The organism is Edaphosphingomonas haloaromaticamans, assembly GCF_001853345.1.
Classification (GTDB): domain Bacteria; phylum Pseudomonadota; class Alphaproteobacteria; order Sphingomonadales; family Sphingomonadaceae; genus Sphingomonas_E; species Sphingomonas_E fennica.
Genome location: NZ_MIPT01000001.1, coordinates 3,420,033 through 3,434,240, shown reverse-complemented (window position 1 = coordinate 3,434,240; position 14,208 = coordinate 3,420,033). Strand labels below are relative to the sequence as shown.

The 14,208-nt window shown below is 67.6% G+C and carries 16 protein-coding genes and 2 pseudogenes; 12 read left to right on the top strand and 6 right to left on the bottom strand.

All coding sequences use genetic code 11. The features are described 5' to 3' along the window. Positions 1 to 3 precede the first annotated feature (3 nt). The 5 genes from BHE75_RS15890 to BHE75_RS15870 are packed head-to-tail and all read left to right on the top strand — an operon-like array spanning position 4 to position 3,171. Positions 4 to 903 (top strand): SDR family NAD(P)-dependent oxidoreductase, encoded by a 900-nt coding sequence (locus BHE75_RS15890; protein ID WP_015457821.1) that lies wholly within the window; start codon positions 4 to 6, stop codon positions 901 to 903. An 11-nt stretch (positions 904 to 914) separates the two neighbouring features. Then, the gene (locus BHE75_RS15885) at positions 915 to 1,265 is read left to right on the top strand and encodes a hypothetical protein (protein WP_015457820.1); all 351 of its coding nucleotides are present in this window, start codon (positions 915 to 917) and stop codon (positions 1,263 to 1,265) included. Then, the gene (locus BHE75_RS15880; RefSeq protein WP_070934439.1) at positions 1,258 to 1,872 is read left to right on the top strand and encodes a Dabb family protein; all 615 of its coding nucleotides are present in this window, start codon (positions 1,258 to 1,260) and stop codon (positions 1,870 to 1,872) included. The genes BHE75_RS15885 and BHE75_RS15880 overlap by 8 nt, the downstream gene beginning before the upstream one ends. Positions 1,873 to 1,886: 14 nt before the next feature. Continuing rightward, complete coding sequence (locus BHE75_RS15875; RefSeq protein ID WP_015457818.1) at positions 1,887 to 2,645, top strand: SDR family NAD(P)-dependent oxidoreductase; 759 nt, start codon at positions 1,887 to 1,889, stop codon at positions 2,643 to 2,645. Between the two features lie 16 nt (positions 2,646 to 2,661). Beyond that, on the top strand, positions 2,662 to 3,171 hold the full coding sequence (locus BHE75_RS15870; RefSeq protein WP_070934438.1) for an archaellin/type IV pilin N-terminal domain-containing protein: 510 nt from the start codon (positions 2,662 to 2,664) through the stop codon (positions 3,169 to 3,171). A 52-nt stretch (positions 3,172 to 3,223) separates the two neighbouring features. Here BHE75_RS15870 and BHE75_RS24750 read toward each other — a convergent pair whose 3' ends face one another. Further along, entirely contained in the window at positions 3,224 to 3,346 is a 123-nt protein-coding gene (locus BHE75_RS24750) for a hexameric tyrosine-coordinated heme protein (RefSeq protein ID WP_217494730.1), read from the bottom strand. A gap of 173 nt (positions 3,347 to 3,519) precedes the next feature. Then, positions 3,520 to 4,707 (bottom strand): glycosyltransferase family 2 protein, encoded by a 1,188-nt coding sequence (locus tag BHE75_RS15860; protein ID WP_070934437.1) that lies wholly within the window; start codon positions 4,705 to 4,707, stop codon positions 3,520 to 3,522. Between the two features lie 192 nt (positions 4,708 to 4,899). On the opposite strand from BHE75_RS15860, the pseudogene BHE75_RS15855 reads away from it, so the two are divergent. After that, a pseudogene (locus tag BHE75_RS15855) lies at positions 4,900 to 5,937 on the top strand (alpha/beta fold hydrolase). After that, positions 5,934 to 6,791, top strand: a complete 858-nt coding sequence (locus BHE75_RS15850) for a sugar phosphate isomerase/epimerase family protein (protein WP_070934436.1) — start codon at positions 5,934 to 5,936, stop codon at positions 6,789 to 6,791. The pseudogene BHE75_RS15855 and the gene BHE75_RS15850 overlap by 4 nt, the downstream one beginning before the upstream one ends. 10 nt (positions 6,792 to 6,801) lie before the next feature. Here the strand turns inward: BHE75_RS15850 and BHE75_RS15845 are convergent, their stop codons facing one another. Next, positions 6,802 to 8,073 (bottom strand): MFS transporter, encoded by a 1,272-nt coding sequence (locus BHE75_RS15845; protein WP_015457812.1) that lies wholly within the window; start codon positions 8,071 to 8,073, stop codon positions 6,802 to 6,804. Positions 8,074 to 8,202: 129 nt separating this feature from the next. On the opposite strand from BHE75_RS15845, the gene BHE75_RS15840 reads away from it, so the two are divergent. Both BHE75_RS15840 and BHE75_RS15835 read left to right on the top strand, forming a co-directional pair. Next, positions 8,203 to 8,607, top strand: coding sequence for a nuclear transport factor 2 family protein (locus BHE75_RS15840; protein ID WP_070934435.1), 405 nt, complete (start codon positions 8,203 to 8,205; stop codon positions 8,605 to 8,607). A 249-nt stretch (positions 8,608 to 8,856) separates the two neighbouring features. Next, positions 8,857 to 9,147: a hypothetical protein gene (locus BHE75_RS15835; protein WP_015457810.1), complete on the top strand. Its 291-nt coding sequence runs from the start codon at positions 8,857 to 8,859 to the stop codon at positions 9,145 to 9,147. 65 nt (positions 9,148 to 9,212) lie between these two features. Here the strand turns inward: BHE75_RS15835 and BHE75_RS15830 are convergent, their stop codons facing one another. Continuing rightward, positions 9,213 to 10,805 (bottom strand): cisplatin damage response ATP-dependent DNA ligase, encoded by a 1,593-nt coding sequence (locus BHE75_RS15830; protein ID WP_070934434.1) that lies wholly within the window; start codon positions 10,803 to 10,805, stop codon positions 9,213 to 9,215. 52 nt (positions 10,806 to 10,857) lie between these two features. Here BHE75_RS15830 and BHE75_RS25230 point away from each other — a divergent pair, with 52 nt between their 5' ends. From BHE75_RS25230 to BHE75_RS15815, 3 genes are all read left to right on the top strand, one after another. Then, a complete protein-coding gene (locus tag BHE75_RS25230) occupies positions 10,858 to 11,631 on the top strand; it encodes a hypothetical protein (RefSeq protein WP_070934433.1) in 774 nt (257 codons plus the stop codon). 69 nt (positions 11,632 to 11,700) lie between these two features. Further along, positions 11,701 to 12,174 (top strand): Rrf2 family transcriptional regulator, encoded by a 474-nt coding sequence (locus BHE75_RS15820; RefSeq protein ID WP_070934432.1) that lies wholly within the window; start codon positions 11,701 to 11,703, stop codon positions 12,172 to 12,174. Beyond that, the gene (locus BHE75_RS15815; RefSeq protein ID WP_070934431.1) at positions 12,164 to 12,904 is read left to right on the top strand and encodes a class I SAM-dependent methyltransferase; all 741 of its coding nucleotides are present in this window, start codon (positions 12,164 to 12,166) and stop codon (positions 12,902 to 12,904) included. Before BHE75_RS15820 ends, BHE75_RS15815 begins: the two co-directional genes overlap by 11 nt. A 432-nt stretch (positions 12,905 to 13,336) precedes the next feature. Here the strand turns inward: BHE75_RS15815 and BHE75_RS15810 are convergent, their stop codons facing one another. Together BHE75_RS15810 and BHE75_RS24160 are read right to left on the bottom strand one after the other, a co-directional pair. Then, the gene (locus tag BHE75_RS15810; protein WP_139181747.1) at positions 13,337 to 14,044 is read right to left on the bottom strand and encodes a hypothetical protein; all 708 of its coding nucleotides are present in this window, start codon (positions 14,042 to 14,044) and stop codon (positions 13,337 to 13,339) included. Positions 14,045 to 14,114: 70 nt separating this feature from the next. Next, a pseudogene (locus BHE75_RS24160) lies at positions 14,115 to 14,208 on the bottom strand (IS5/IS1182 family transposase); the annotation flags it as partial.

Here is a 14,208-nt window from a genome sequence, read left to right as displayed (position 1 = left end):
ATAATGGCTGATCCGAACCCCGTGCTCGCTGGCCGCGTGGCGCTGGTCACGGGCGCCAGCCGCGGCATCGGCCGGGCCATCGCCCAGCGGCTGGCGGCGGCCGGCGCCACCGTGGTGGTGACCGCGCGATCGCTGAACGGCGCCGCCGCATCCCAGCGCTTCGGCAACGCGCAGATCGTGCCGGGCACGCTGGCCGAGACGGTGGCGCTGATCGAGGCTGCCGGCGGGCGCGCCATCCCGATCGACGCCGACCTCGAAAAGGCCGAGGACCGCGCGACGCTGGTGGAGCGCGCAGTAGACGCGGCCGGGCGGATCGACATCCTCGTCAACAATGCCGGCTTCGCCGATTATGCCCGCATCGACGCGATGAGCCTGGAGACGTTCGATCGCACCTTCGAACATTATCTGCGCGCGCCCTTCGCGCTGATCCGCGCCGCCGTGCCGCAGATGAAGGCGCAGGGCGCGGGCTGGATCGTCAATATCGGATCGGTGACGGCGCTGCCGCCGACCCGGCCCTATCAGGATTATGCCAAGGCGGGTGGCGACACCGCTTATGCCGCGATCAAGGCGGCGCTCCACCGTTTCAGCCAGGGGCTGGCGGCGGAGCTGGTGGACCATGATATCGCCGTCAACGTGGTGGGGCCTTCCACCGCCATCCGCACGCCGGGCGCGTCCCAGCTGATCCCGGACGATTTCCCGACCGAGGATGTCGAATATCTGGCGGAAACCGTGCTCGCCATGTGCCACCGCCCGGCGGCCGAGCGCACCGGCCTGGTCGCCTTTTCCATGCATTATCCGCACCATGAAGGGCTGACCGTGCGCACGCTGGACGGCGCGGGCACGATGCCCGCGCGCGAGCCGCCGGCCTTTTCGCACCCGGCCATCGCGCCGGCCGGAATTTGAGGGGAGGGGCCGTGAGCACCGCCACGACCATCTATGTGATCGACGAGATCGTCGCCCTGCCGGGCAAAGGCCGCGCGCTGCTGGAGGCTTATCACGAACGCTATGCCCCCGGCGCCCGCGCGCGGGGCATGGCGCTGGATCGCGTCCTGGTATCGCCGCCGATGTGGCTGGACGACGACAGCAACACCATCACCATAAGCTGGACGATCCAGGGCGCGCCGGCCTGGTGGGGCATGAGCTTCCAGTCGCGCAACGATCCCGGCGTGGCGGACTGGTGGGCGGAGGTGGATGAGATGATCGTCCGCCGCAGCCGCCATTTCGCCACGGCCGAAAGCGATATCGCGGAGATCTGCAATGTTTAGCCTCGTCAGCCTGGTCCATCTGGCCGAGGGCGCCGAAGGCGATGTTTCGGCGGCGCTGGGCGCGCTGGAGGCCCGCGTGGCGCGGACGCTGCCGGGCACGTTCAACGGCGGCGACCTGATCGCCCATTTCGACTTCGCCGACGAGGACAGCTATCGCGACGTGCTGCCCGCGATCGATGCGGTGCTGGGGGGCGGGGGCGTGACGCGTGCCGACAGCGCCTTCTACCGCCACGGCCGCCACGGCGCGGCCGATCCGGGGCTGGCGACCGGCGTCTATCGCGCGCTGCTGCTGAGCGCGGACCGGCCGGTCAGCCGCCCGGTGCTCGACACGTTCGAGGCCGAGATGGTGCGCATGCCGCATTATATCCCCGCCATCCGCAACTGGCGGCTGAGCCGGGTGATCGAGGCGCGGGGCGAGCGGCGCTGGACGCATGTGTGGGAGCAGGAATATGCCTCGCTCGACGGGCTGAACGGCCCCTACATGCTCCATCCCTACCATTGGGCGCGGATCGACCGCTGGTTCGATCCCGAATGCCCCGACTGGATGATCGACACGCGGCTCTGCCACAGTTTCTGCGCCTTCGGGCGCGCTGTGCTGACCGCCTGAGGGAGAGGCCCGACATGCGGGGACTGGACGGCAAGGCGATCCTGATCGCGGGCGGCGGGGGCGGCATTGGCGCGGCATCGGCCGAACGGCTGGCCGCCGAAGGCGCGCGTGTGGTGGTGGGCGATCTGTTCCTCGAGGGCGCGGAAGCCTGCGCGGCGCGCATCCGCGCGGCCGGCGGCGATGCCGTGGCAATCGGCTACGATCAGGCGGAGGAAGCCTCCATCGCCGGGCTGGTGGCCGCAACCGTCGATCGGCTGGGCAAGCTCGATTGCGTGCTGGCCAATGCGGCGGACATGCAATCGATCATGCTGGACGGGGACATATTGTCCTGCGCGCTCGACGTGTTCGATCGCTCCATCCAGGTCGACATGCGCGGCTATTTCCTGATCGCGCGCCATGCCCTGCCGCATTTGATCCAGAGCAGGGGCGCGATCGCCTTCACCAGCTCCGCCGCCTCGATCGTGGGCGAGCCGGAGCGCGTGGCCTATGGCATGGCCAAGGCGGCGGTGAACGCGCTCACCCGCCACATCGCCTCGCGCTGGGGCAAGGAAGGCGTGCGGTCGAACGCGATCCTGCCGGGCTTCGTCTATACGGAAAAGACCCGCGATCACCTGCCCGAGGAATTCCGCCGTCATGCCGTGGCGGCGACGCGCAGCACGCGGCTGGGCGAACCGGCGGACATCGCCGCGATGGTGGCCCACCTGTTTTCGGACGACGGGGCCTGGATCAACGGCCAGACGCTGAGCGTGGATGGCGGCGCGACGATGCGCTGAGGCAGGGAGCAGGATTATGGACGACAAGGCGGCAATGAGCCCCGTTAAGGGCCTTCTGATCCTGCTGGCGGTGATCGTGGTGCTCGCCGGCTATATCGCCGCGGTCGCGGCGCTGCACCTGAGCGAGGCGTGGGCGGGCTTCCTCTTCCTCCTCTATTGGTCGATGGTCGAACAGGCGCGGGTGGACCGGCTGGCGAAATCGATCATCGGCGCCTTCGTCGGCGCGGGCACCGCCGCGATGATGGCGCTGCTGCCGCCGTTGATGGGCGCGGGGCCGGGCATGGCGCTGTTCCTGGCCGTCGTCCTGCTGCTGGTCTATGCGATCATCATGGGCTGGGCGCCGATCGCCGTGAACATGGCGACGATGATCTTCCTGACGGTGGGCACGGTCCCCCATGTGCAGGCCAATGCCGATTTCCTGCAGATTTTCTACGGCATCGCCGCCGGCATCGTCTATTTCGGCGGACTGGCGCTGATCGCCGGTGCGCTTTCGAAGAAGAAGACCGCCACGCCCGCCGAGGCGTAAGGACGCGTCCGGGAAGTCCGGCGGACCGGATTTCCCGGATTCTCACCGATCCCTATCGCCAATAATGGTTGGCGGCCGCCACCGTCTGGAAATTGATCGCGATTACCTGGGAGCCGGCGATGAGCTGCGCGGTATCGTGGTCATTGGCCGGGCGGAAGCTGCTGACGGACCTCATTCGATGGCTGGGTGACTTTCGCGCCGACGCGGGGACAGCTTGGCCGCGCGTTCGAACCCGGCCTCGGCCGTTGGGGTGACGAGGGTGGGAAGCCATGAATCCGCCATGGTGGTGCTCCTTCCGAAGGCCCGGCGCGGGCCGGCGCGGAAGACGGATCGTCGCGGCGATGCCGCTTATTTCCGCTCGGTGCGTATCCAGCGGGTTTCGCCGCCGCGCACCAGGCGGAGATAGATGGGCAGTTTCCACAGGAGATAGAGCGGCAGCCGCGCGATCGTGCCGATCCGCATGAACGTCCGGCCATGGCGCGCCCAGGCGATGAGGACGAGCAGCGCGTTGAGCCCGAACAGGGCGACGGCCGCGATGAAGGGCCGGGGCGGCATGCCGATCAGCGCCAGCAGGCCAAGCAGCGCCGCGACGGCGAGGTTGAGGCCCATCAGCAGCGCCAGCGGCGGGGTGAGGAGGTGGAGGCCCGTCCACAGGAGCGCCGGCCGCGCGCGGGCCAGCCCTTCGCCGATCAGGGGGATCGCCTGGCGGCGGGCGGTGGCCATGAAGCCGTTTTCCCACCGCGTCCGCTGGGTGAGCGTGCCGCCCTCGGTGCTCGGCTGCGTCCAGGTGCGGGCGCCGGGATCGAACAGCGGGGCATGGCCGTCGCGGGTAAGATCGATGCCAAGCGCCAGATCCTCGACGATATTGTCGGTGGCGAGCGCCGCGCGATCGAACAGGCCCCAGGGGAAGGCCATGCCCGAACCGGTGAGCAGGGCCGGCGCGCCGATCGCCCGGCCGCCATTCTGGCGCACGAGATTCTTCACCAGGATCGCGAAGTTGGAAATCTGCACCATCGGCGGCGCATCGCCGGCCGGCGCGAACAGATAGGCGCTTTGCACCGGCCGGCCGGTTCCGGCCGCCAGCGCGGCGATCCGTTCGAGTGCGCCCGGCTCCGCCGTGCAATCGGCATCGATCACGATCACCGCGCGCGGCGGGCTGGCCCGCAGATGATCGCGGCCGAAGGCGAGTGCGAAGCCCTTGCCGCGCCGGACGGGATCGTGCCGTTCGATCACCTCGGCGCCGGCCCGCCGCGCGATATCGGCGGTGGCATCGCTGCAATTGTCGGCGACGACGAGCATGCGGGTTTCCGGCGGCAGCACGGCCCTGAGCGCCGCCACGACCGCGCCGATGCCGGCCGCTTCGTCATGCGCCGGGATCAGCAGCGCGATATCGCCCGGCGGGATCGGCGCGGCCGCGCGGCCGCGCAGGCCGGCGACAAGCCCGAGCCCGGTTTCGACGGCGAAGACCAGGCCGACCAGCGCCACGGGGGCGAGAAGGATCCAGCCGATGGCAGCGGGCAGCGCGGATATCGTCATCGTCGCAACGCATCGCACAGGCGGGACGCGGGATAAAGCCGGCACGCGGGATAAAGCGGCGCGTGGCGAAAAGGGGCGGATCGGCCGGCTTCCGGGGCGCGATGACGTTTGCTGGAAATTCATGTCCCATATTCCGCAGCCCGCACTTGCCGGGCCGGTCGGCCGCCGGAAGGATGCGGCCTGAGGGAGAGGATGATGGCGGAAGAACGGATCGACGTCGGCGGCGTCGCGATCAATGCGGTGACGGCGGGCGAGGGGCCGCTGGTGCTGATGATCCACGGCTTTCCGGGGCTGGCATGGTCGTGGCGGCACCAGATGGCGCCGCTGGCCGATGCCGGCTTCAAGGCGGTGGCGATCGATTCCCTCGGCTATGGCGGGAGCGACCGGCCGGCGGACCCCGCGCTCTACGATTCCGATCATATGCAGCGTTATCTGCTGGCGATCCTCGATCATTATCGCGCGGAGACGGCCTTCATCGTCGGCCAGGATTTCGGCGCCCAATATGCCTGGAACCTGGCGGTGCGCGCGCCCGATCGGGTGCGCGCGCTGGTGGCGACCATCCCCTACGATTACGACCTTGCCGGCCGCGCGATGCTGGGATCGGCCGAGACGCTGCCGCCCGGCACGCCGCCGCAGCCGGTGATGGCATCGGCCGATCATCCGCCGTCCCGGCGCTTCGCGGCGATGGCGGCGCAGCATTTCCTCCACTTTCATTATTTCCAGGAGGTAGGCCCCGCCGAGCGCGAGCTGGGCGGCAATCTGGCGGAGTTCCTGAAGCGGGATTTCTTCGCGCTTTCGGCCAATGGCAATCTGTGGAACTGGCTGGACGTGCCGAGCGAAGGCAGCGGCTATCTGGATGCGCTGCCCCCCGCGCCGGACCTCCCCTGGCCATGGCTTTCGGAGGCGGAGTTCACCCGCTTCGTGGAGGGATATGACCATCCCGACATCATGAAGCGGGTGATCGGCGGGCTGAATTCCTACCGCACGGCGGACGCCAATTGGGAGATCGGCCGCGCCTGGGCGGACCATGACGTGACGGTGCCGACCCTGTTCGTACATGGCGCCAGGGACCCATCCTTCGGCTTCTTCCCCGAATGGCGCGAGCGGATGGCACGGCGGGTGCCGGGGCTGGTGGACGTGGTGNAGATCNNNGNNGNNGNCNNNTNNNTNNANNANNAACAGCCGGCGGCGTTCAACCGCGTGCTGATCGATTTCCTGAAAAGCCGGTGAGCTGGGCGGTCCCCTGGACGGCGCATCTGGGCCTGCGCGGGCCGGACGCGCCGCTGTTCCGCCACAGCGCGCGATCGGCCGATCCGTTCGACCAGATCGATTTCATCGCCGATCTCGGGCTGGCGGGCGTGCAGGACAATTATGCCGCGCTCAGGCCCGCTGACGAGCAGGAGCGGGTAGCCGCGCACGCCGCGCGGCGGGGCCTGCGGCTCGCCAGCTTCGTCCACGATCCGCTGGGCTGGGATCAGCCGCGCTGGAGCGCGCCGGACGAGGACGGCCGCGCGGCGTTGCTGGCCGAACTCGATCGATCCTTGGCGACGGCGCGGCGCATCGGCGGGCACACGCTGATCTGCGTGGCGGGGCTCGATCCCGCCCGGCCGCGCGCCGCCCAGCTCGCGGCAATGGCGGAGAACCTGCGGCGCGCGGGCGACCGGGCGGGCGCAGCGGGCGTGCGGCTCTGCGTGGAGATGACGTCCGCGCGCTGGCTGCCCTCGATGCTGGTCGACCGGTTCGACGATGCGGTGGCGGTGGTGCGCGCGGCGGGCCATCCGGCGGTGCGGCTGATGTTCGACGTGGGGCATATCGCGCTGGACGGCATCGATCCGCTATCCGCGCTGGCGGCCGCCGAGGGGCTGATCGGCGCGGTGCAGGTGGCCGATGTGCCGGCGGACGGATCGGCCGGGCGGATCGACATCGGCGCGGGCCGGATCGACTGGCCGGCGCTGATCCGGGCGATCCGGGCCACGGGCTATGACGGCCTGTTCGAGATCGAGCATGAAGCCCTGGGCGAGGGGCTGGCCGGCGAGCAGGCGCTGATCGAACGGCTGCGCGCGGTGGATCGGGCGGCGGGCTGAGGGGCGGCCGCTAGGCTTTTGGCACGCGCGCGCCGGGCCTGGTGAGCGATACGAGGATGAAGGCCAGCACCACCATCACGAGCAGGCCCGCGAAGGCGAGGTTGTAATTGCCCGTCTGGTCCCGGATGCGGCCGACCGCGTAGAGCGCGGCGATCGAGAGCGGCTGCATCCCCACCGCCATCGCGCCCAGCGCGCTGCCGAAGCTGCGCGATCCGAAGCTGTTGGCGGTGAGCACCGTCCACACCGGATAGACCCCGCCGACCGCGAGGCCGATCAGCGCGAAGGCGCCCAGCATCACCCAATATCCGGGCCAGATCATGTAGAGCGAAAGCAGGATGACGTGGAACAGCGCCACCACCGCGAAGACGCGGCGGACATCGACATGATCGGCCAGCCAGCCGGCGACGAGCTTGCCCACCACCGCCGATACGCCGCCCACCGATACCAGCCATGACGCGTCGATCAGCGAGATGCCCTTGGTCCTGAAATAGGGCGCGTTCGTCTGGATCAGCGTCTGATCGCTGGCGAGGATCAGGCCGCAGCCGAACATGATCAGCCAGAAATTGCGTTCGCGCAGCAGGGCGCGCGTGGACCAGACCGGCTCCGCCGCCGGGGCGGCCGCGCTGCCGTCCAGCATGGCGGGCGTGATCTCCCCGCCTTCGATCAGTTGCGCCTCGCTCGGCCGGTCGCGCATCAGCAGCAGCGCCAGCACGCCCACGATCAGGCTGACGCCCACGCCGATGCCGGCCACCGCCGCGCGCCAGCCGAAATGTTCGATGGCGTTGGCCGCGATCGGCGACATCACGGCATTGCCGCAGGATGTGGCGACGGCGATGATGCCGATCGCCAGCCCGCGCCGCCGGCGGAACCAGCGCGCGGTGATGGCATTGGCGGCCAGCGCGCCGGCCGCGATCATGCCGAAGGAGATTGGGCCGACCGTGGCGATCAGCATCACCTTGAGCGAGGTGGCGGTGGCGATCATCAGGAAACCCGCCGCGAACAGGACGGCGCCGGCCGCCACCATCAGCCGGATCGGCAGCCTGTCGATCAACCGGCCTACGAGCGGCGACCAGACCATCATGCCCAGGAGCAGGGCCATGATGCCGATATTGGCCTGAGCGTAGCCGAGGCCGAATTCCTCGACCAGCACGGGCACGAAGAAGGTGAAGGAATAGACCGTCGCGCCGACGGTGAGCATCGCGCAGACGAAGCCTGCGATCACCACCAGCCAGCCGCGATAGGGCAGCCCGCCCGATGGTCGCGCGATCGTCGCTTCCTGCATGTCCGATCTTCCTCCCCCGCTTCTTTGCGGACCTGATCTTGATTTTTTCTGCGCATCCTACAGGAGATCAGGGGCGCGTCACCTGCATAAGTGATCCGGGGACGCAATAATCGACCGGGGAGAGGGCAGATGGGCGTGGATGCGAATATCGCGGTGATGCGCCGCTTCTTCGACGCGATGAATGCGGGCGACGTGGCGACGATCATCGACAGCTATGCCGAGGACGGGCGCTGCGTGACCATGGGCGGCACGCTGATTTCCGGCGCGTTCGACAAGGGCCAGATCGCGATGGCCGCGGGGCGGATCTACGAGGCTTTCCCCGAAGGCGTGCGCTTCGTGATCCACGCGATCACCGCGCAGGACGATCGAGTCGCGATCGAGGCGGAATCCTTTGCGCGCCATGTTTCGGGCAAGGATTACAACAATAAATATCATTTTCTGACCCGCCTGCGCGACGGGCGGATCGTCGAATTCAAGGAATATTGCGATACCGAGCATATCACCGACGTAATCTGCGGCGGCGCCCGTCCCTGAAGATCTTTACGATTTAGCTCATTGTAAATACGGCTTTATTGCGCGCCGCCCCGGCGACGGCGCGCCTGCGGCTGAAAGATGAGCTTCAGCCTCGCGAACCAAAATTGCGAGAGTTTCCGATTCGGAATCGAAAATTGGGGTTGAGCGACTCGGCCGGATGCGGCATGGCGCTTCGCAAGCGCAGCATAGATTGCTCTGCGCAACGCATTTCGTGCGTGTATGAACGGGTTTTGATTGGAAAGGCATGCAATGAACAAGTTTGTGCTGCGCGGCGCGCTCGCTTTGGCCCTGATGGCTCCGGCCGCCGCCATTGCCCAGCCGGCCGACAATGCCGCCGCCGAGGCCGCCGCAGTGAAGAAGGGCTACGCCCTCTATGACAATGCCGGCAAGAAGCTGGGCCGCGTGGAGCAGGTCCGCCAGTCCGACGGCTATGTGACCTTCATCTACAACACCAAGATCTATCGCGTGCCGCTCGCCAGCATCAGCGTCGACGGCCACGCCGCCAAGACCACGCTGTCCTGGGACGAGATCAAGGGCTGATCCGATCGCCCTGACGAACAGGCCGCCCCGCGCGTGATCGCCGGGGCGGCCCGCCGTCCTTCCATCTAGACGATCATCCGGCGGAGGGTTTCGATCCTGTCCGCCTCGGCTGCCGGCTTGTCGTGCCGGATGCGGGCGATGCGCGGGAAGCGCATGGCCAGCCCTGACTTGTGCCGTCTGGATTCGTGGATCGAATCGAACGCGACCTCCAGCACCAGCGTCTTTTCCACCTCCCGCACCGGGCCGAAGCGCGCGACGCTGTGGTTGCGGACGAAGCGGTCGAGCCAGGCCAGTTCCTCGTCCGTGAAGCCCGAATAGGCCTTGCCCACCGGCAGCAGCTCGCCGCCCGTCGCGGGATCGCCGGTCCAGCAGCCGAAGGTATAGTCCGAATAGAAGCTGGAGCGTTTGCCGTGGCCGCGCTGGGCATACATCATCACGCAATCGGCGGTCAGCGGATCGCGTTTCCATTTATACCATAAGCCCGTGCGCCGGCCGGCGACATAGGGGCTGTCCCGCCGCTTCAGCATCACCCCTTCGATCGCGGCGTCGCGCGCGCCGGCGCGTATGTCCTCCAGCGCCGCGAAGTCGGCGGCGGGGATGATTTCGGATAGGTCGAAGCGGGCGGGATCGAGGGCGGCGGCGAAGCCTTCCAGCCGGATGCGCCGTTCGGACCAGGGCAGCGCGCGCATGTCCGCCGCGCCATCGAACAGGATGTCGTAGAGGCGGACGAAGGCGGGATAATCGGCCAGCATCCGTGCCGACACGGCCTTGCGCCCCAGCCGCTGCTGGAGCGCGTTGAAGCTCGCCGCCTCGCCGCGCTGGGCCACGCCCTTCACCAGCAATTCGCCGTCGACCACGCCGGGCGTGGCGAAGGCGGCGGCGACATCGGGGAAGCTGCGGCTGATATCGTCGCCCGCGCGGCTGTAGAGCCGGGTCTCGCCGCCGGCATGGACGATCTGGACGCGGATGCCGTCCCATTTCCATTCGGCGGCATATTCGGCGAGGTCGACGCGCATATCCTCCAGCGGATGGGCCAGCATGAACGGGCGGAAGACGGGCATGTCGCCGGGCTCCGGGCGGGCGCCGCCCGCGCCCCAGGCGAACAGGGCGCCATAAGGCGGGGCGAGGCCGTGCCACACCTCCTCGACATGATCGACGTCGAGGCCGAACGCCTGGGCGAGGGCCGTCTTGGCGAGGCGGGCGGAGATGCCGACGCGCAGGCCCCCCGTCGCCAGCTTTATCAGCGCGAAGCGGCCGCTGGCGTCGAGCCTGTCGAGCATCGCGGCCAGCGCGCGCGGCGCCTCCGACCGGCCGAGCGTGGAGAGGCGATCGACCGCGGCGGCAAGCGATAGGCTGCCATCGTCCACCTCCTCGGGCTGGTCCGCCGGCTTGGGCCAGATCAGCGCCACGGTTTCGGCGAAATCGCCGACATAGTCGTAGCTGAGGCCGAGCAGCACGGGATCGACCCGTTCCTCGACGATGGCGCGGATCGCGGCGGGCTTCACCGCCGGCAGGTCGAGCCCGCCGGTAAGGGCCGCCAGCGCCCAGCCGCGATCGGGATCGGGCGTGCGGCGCAGATAGTCGGCGATCAGCCGGAGCTTGCCATTGCGCGACCGCGTGTAGACAAGCCCGTCGAGCAGCTGGGAGAATTCACGCATCGGCGGCGCAACGCGCGAGGGCGGCCGGCGGATGCAGGGGGGAGAGCGACGGTTGGCGGGCGAGGATGCGGAACGGGTCTGGTGGGAACGAACGGCGCCGCTGCGCCCCGGCGAGGCGGCGCTGCGCCGCGCGGTGTTGGTCGATCCCGCGCCGGGCCGGGTGCGCGCCGCGCTGGAGGATGATTTCCATCATTTCGAGATCGAGATCGCCCATGCGGGCGGCATCATAACCGCGGTTTCGGCCACCACCATCCGCCATCCCTGGACGACCTGCGCGGGGGCGGGGCCGCTGCTGGTGGAGCGCCTGCGGGGCCGCCGGCTGGCGGACGCGGCGGCGTTCGACAGCCCCTATGCGCATTGCACGCACCTTTACGACCTGGCGGGGCTGGCGGCGTCACGCGCCTGCACGGAGCGGCCGGTGCTGTTCCGCCAGGTCGTGACCGACGCGGTGGATGGAAGGCGCGAGGCGCTGATCGATCGGGACGGCGCGCCGGTGCACGCCTGGACGCTGGATCGCGAGACGATCCTGCCGCCGCATCCTTATGCCGGCCGCAACCTGCGCGCGCTGCGGCAATGGGTGACGGAGCTGGACCCCGGCGAGGCGGAGGCCGCATTGCTGCTGCGCCGGGCGGTGTTCATATCGATCGGCCGCACCTTCGACCCCGATGTGCAGCGGGATGTGCCGACCCCGCCGCCGGGCGCCTGCTTCACCCACCAGCCCGAAAATTTCGATCCCGACGCCCGCGCCCGCGGATCGCGCCGCGATTTCTCCAAGGGCGGAGCGGGGCCGCTAGCGGATCGGATCGCGGCGCTGGCCGAACAATGATGGCCTGACGAAGGGGATTCCGGCGATCGGGGCTTGCCTGGTCGCGTTTCATGTAACAATAGATGATACATGAAACGCGACAGCCGCCTTTCGGGCATCCTTCACGTGCTGCTGCACATGGCGGAACAGGACGGCCCGGCCACATCCGAGACGCTGGCGACAGCGATGCAGACCAACCCCGTCGTCATCCGGCGGATCATGGCGGGCCTGCGCGACCGGGATTATGTGCGATCGGAAAAGGGCCATGGCGGCGGGTGGCGCCTTACCCCCGGCTGGGACGGCATAACCCTGCGCGACATATATGACGCCCTGGGCCATCCGTCGCTGCTGGCGATCGGCAACCGCACCGAGGCGCCGGGATGCCTGGTCGAGCAGGCGGTCAACGCCGCACTGGGCAGCGCCTTCGATCAGGCCGAGGCGCTGCTGCGCGCGCGGTTCGGCGAAATCACGCTGGGCATGCTCAGCGCCGATTTCCATGCGCGGCGGCCGGACGCCCCGATCCATTCCACCCCTTGCGACAAGGAGAGCGGCCATGGCCGATAACGCCCACGCCCACGCCCACGCCCACGCCCACGGCAATGCCGGCGCCCGCCATTTCCTGGATGCCTTCCGCGATCCGCAGGCGATCGCGCATTATGCCGAGGGGCCACGTCGGTTCGTTCCCGGCATCGATGCGCTGCATCGCATGACGGCGCTGCTGCTCGCCGAGAGCGCGCCTGCCGATGCGCGCGTGCTGGTGCTGGGCGCGGGCGGTGGGCTGGAGCTGAAGGTGCTGGCGGAAGCGCAGCCGGGATGGACCATCGTGGGCGTGGACCCGGCGGGGCCGATGCTGGATCTCGCCGCGCAGACGCTGGGGCCGCTCGCCGATCGCGTCCAATGGGTGGAAGGCTATATCGACGATGCCCCGGCCGGCCCGTTCGATGCCGCCACCTGCCTGCTGACGCTGCATTTTCTCGACGCGCCGGAACGGTTGCGGACGGTGGCCGAAATCCATCGCCGGCTGAAGCCGGGCGCCCCCTTCGTCGCGGCACATGGCAGCTTCCCACAGGATGCCACGCGATCGACGTGGCTGGAGAGATATGCGGCCTATGCTGTGGCCTCCGGCGCCGATCCCCAGCAGGCCAGCCAAGCGAAGGCAGCCGTGGCCGCCAATCTGAGCTTGCTGGACCCGGAAAGGGACGAGGCGATCCTGAAGGAGGCGGGCTTCGCCGATGCGGCCCTGTTCTATGCCGCCTTCACCTGGCGCGGCTGGATCGGCCATGCCGAATTCTAGATCCATGCCGAAATCCGCGCATGGATACGCGAGCAGGCCAAAGAGAAGGGCGCCCTTGCTGCCATTCGCAAGGCGATGGCGACTTTCGAAGTCGCCGCAGTTCTTTGTCATAGTCCGTGGTTTCTCTTGGACTTGCGGCCGCGTCGCCTGGCAACATGAGAAGCATTGAGGCGGTGAAAGCCCGAAGCGAATGCCAAACTTGACCGGACTGTCGAATTGAAGGCGCTGGCGGCGAAATACACACCGTTCGTTCGCGGCCTTGAGGCGTCGTTCAACAAGACCGTCGCGGTCAAATGGAACGATCGGGTTGACGCATGAACGACAACAGCCGGGGGCTAGTTCAATCCTTATGTGGTGGCGAAGGTGGTAGACGATCGCCGCATCGTCAAAGTCACTGTATATCAGTGCCTTATAGTCCGCGTAGGCGGGCACTCACTCCGCCGCCGCCTTCTCAATTTGCTTCTGAACAATCTCCGCAGCTTGCTTAACCCACGGTGCGCCAGCGCGCATTGCCGCCGGGCCAATCCCCGAAGCGCTCATTAGGGCAAGGCCAAGAAGCCCAATGATGACTTTGGACGCGGCCTTCGATCCTGCATCCACCAAATTATCCGCTGTTTTGCTGAAGAAGTTCAGGCTATGTCGAACGATACTTGAAACCAAATTCTCGATTGTACGGATCATTGCGAACGCCGCACGCTTCGATGACGCCCCCGGAAACGCGAGGAATTGGCGCACGAACGCAATCGTCTTAGGGACTTCAGGATCGGCAAGCGCAGCGTTTTCAGTGAGTGCCGCAATAACCTCGCCTGCCGCAATATCGACTTCGGCAACATCGTCTTCATCAAGATCAATCAAAGATGCCTTTTGCGTGAACTGCTCCCACTCAGGGAACTGCGCAACATACAAGGATATGCTCGCATTATACGCATTTAACATTCCTGCGATTGCGTCAGGAAGCTCCGTTTGGAACTGCGCTCCCATAACGCCGCAGGCCATGTTCGTTAAACCGATCTTGACGACGTTACCTTCGGATATCAGTTGCGAATGAAGCTCGCTTACACTTTCAAGCAAGCGCCGATCGCAGTTTGAATTTGCGAGGTTATTTAGAAGCTGCTCGCCGCTTCCGCGAATGTGTTCCAAAGCCGACTGAATGTTAGCTCGGTCTGCCTCGGCTGTCTTAGAGTCTGATTCAAAACTATCGGGCCTGATTTCATGCTCTTGCGATGCGGCGAGTAAGGAGCTGGATCGAGGCGATGAACAGCCACGCGGTTGCCGATGCGACGGTCTGCTCGAAGTCCTTGGCG

Excerpts from the sequence above, each read along its gene's own strand:
- BHE75_RS15835 (WP_015457810.1), top strand. The coding sequence starts at position 8,857 with ATGAACAAGTTTGTGCTGCGCGGCGCGCTCGCTTTGGCCCTGATGGCT.
- BHE75_RS15840 (WP_070934435.1), top strand. The coding sequence starts at position 8,203 with ATGGGCGTGGATGCGAATATCGCGGTGATGCGCCGCTTCTTCGACGCG.
- BHE75_RS15815 (WP_070934431.1), top strand. The coding sequence starts at position 12,164 with ATGGCCGATAACGCCCACGCCCACGCCCACGCCCACGCCCACGGCAAT.
- BHE75_RS24750 (WP_217494730.1), bottom strand. The coding sequence starts at position 3,346 with ATGAGGTCCGTCAGCAGCTTCCGCCCGGCCAATGACCACGATACCGCG.
- BHE75_RS15875 (WP_015457818.1), top strand. The coding sequence starts at position 1,887 with ATGCGGGGACTGGACGGCAAGGCGATCCTGATCGCGGGCGGCGGGGGC.
- BHE75_RS15860 (WP_070934437.1), bottom strand. The coding sequence starts at position 4,707 with ATGACGATATCCGCGCTGCCCGCTGCCATCGGCTGGATCCTTCTCGCC.
- BHE75_RS15870 (WP_070934438.1), top strand. The coding sequence starts at position 2,662 with ATGGACGACAAGGCGGCAATGAGCCCCGTTAAGGGCCTTCTGATCCTG.
- BHE75_RS15890 (WP_015457821.1), top strand. The coding sequence starts at position 4 with ATGGCTGATCCGAACCCCGTGCTCGCTGGCCGCGTGGCGCTGGTCACG.
- BHE75_RS15830 (WP_070934434.1), bottom strand. The coding sequence starts at position 10,805 with ATGCGTGAATTCTCCCAGCTGCTCGACGGGCTTGTCTACACGCGGTCG.
- BHE75_RS15845 (WP_015457812.1), bottom strand. The coding sequence starts at position 8,073 with ATGCAGGAAGCGACGATCGCGCGACCATCGGGCGGGCTGCCCTATCGC.
- BHE75_RS15820 (WP_070934432.1), top strand. The coding sequence starts at position 11,701 with ATGAAACGCGACAGCCGCCTTTCGGGCATCCTTCACGTGCTGCTGCAC.
- BHE75_RS15880 (WP_070934439.1), top strand. The coding sequence starts at position 1,258 with ATGTTTAGCCTCGTCAGCCTGGTCCATCTGGCCGAGGGCGCCGAAGGC.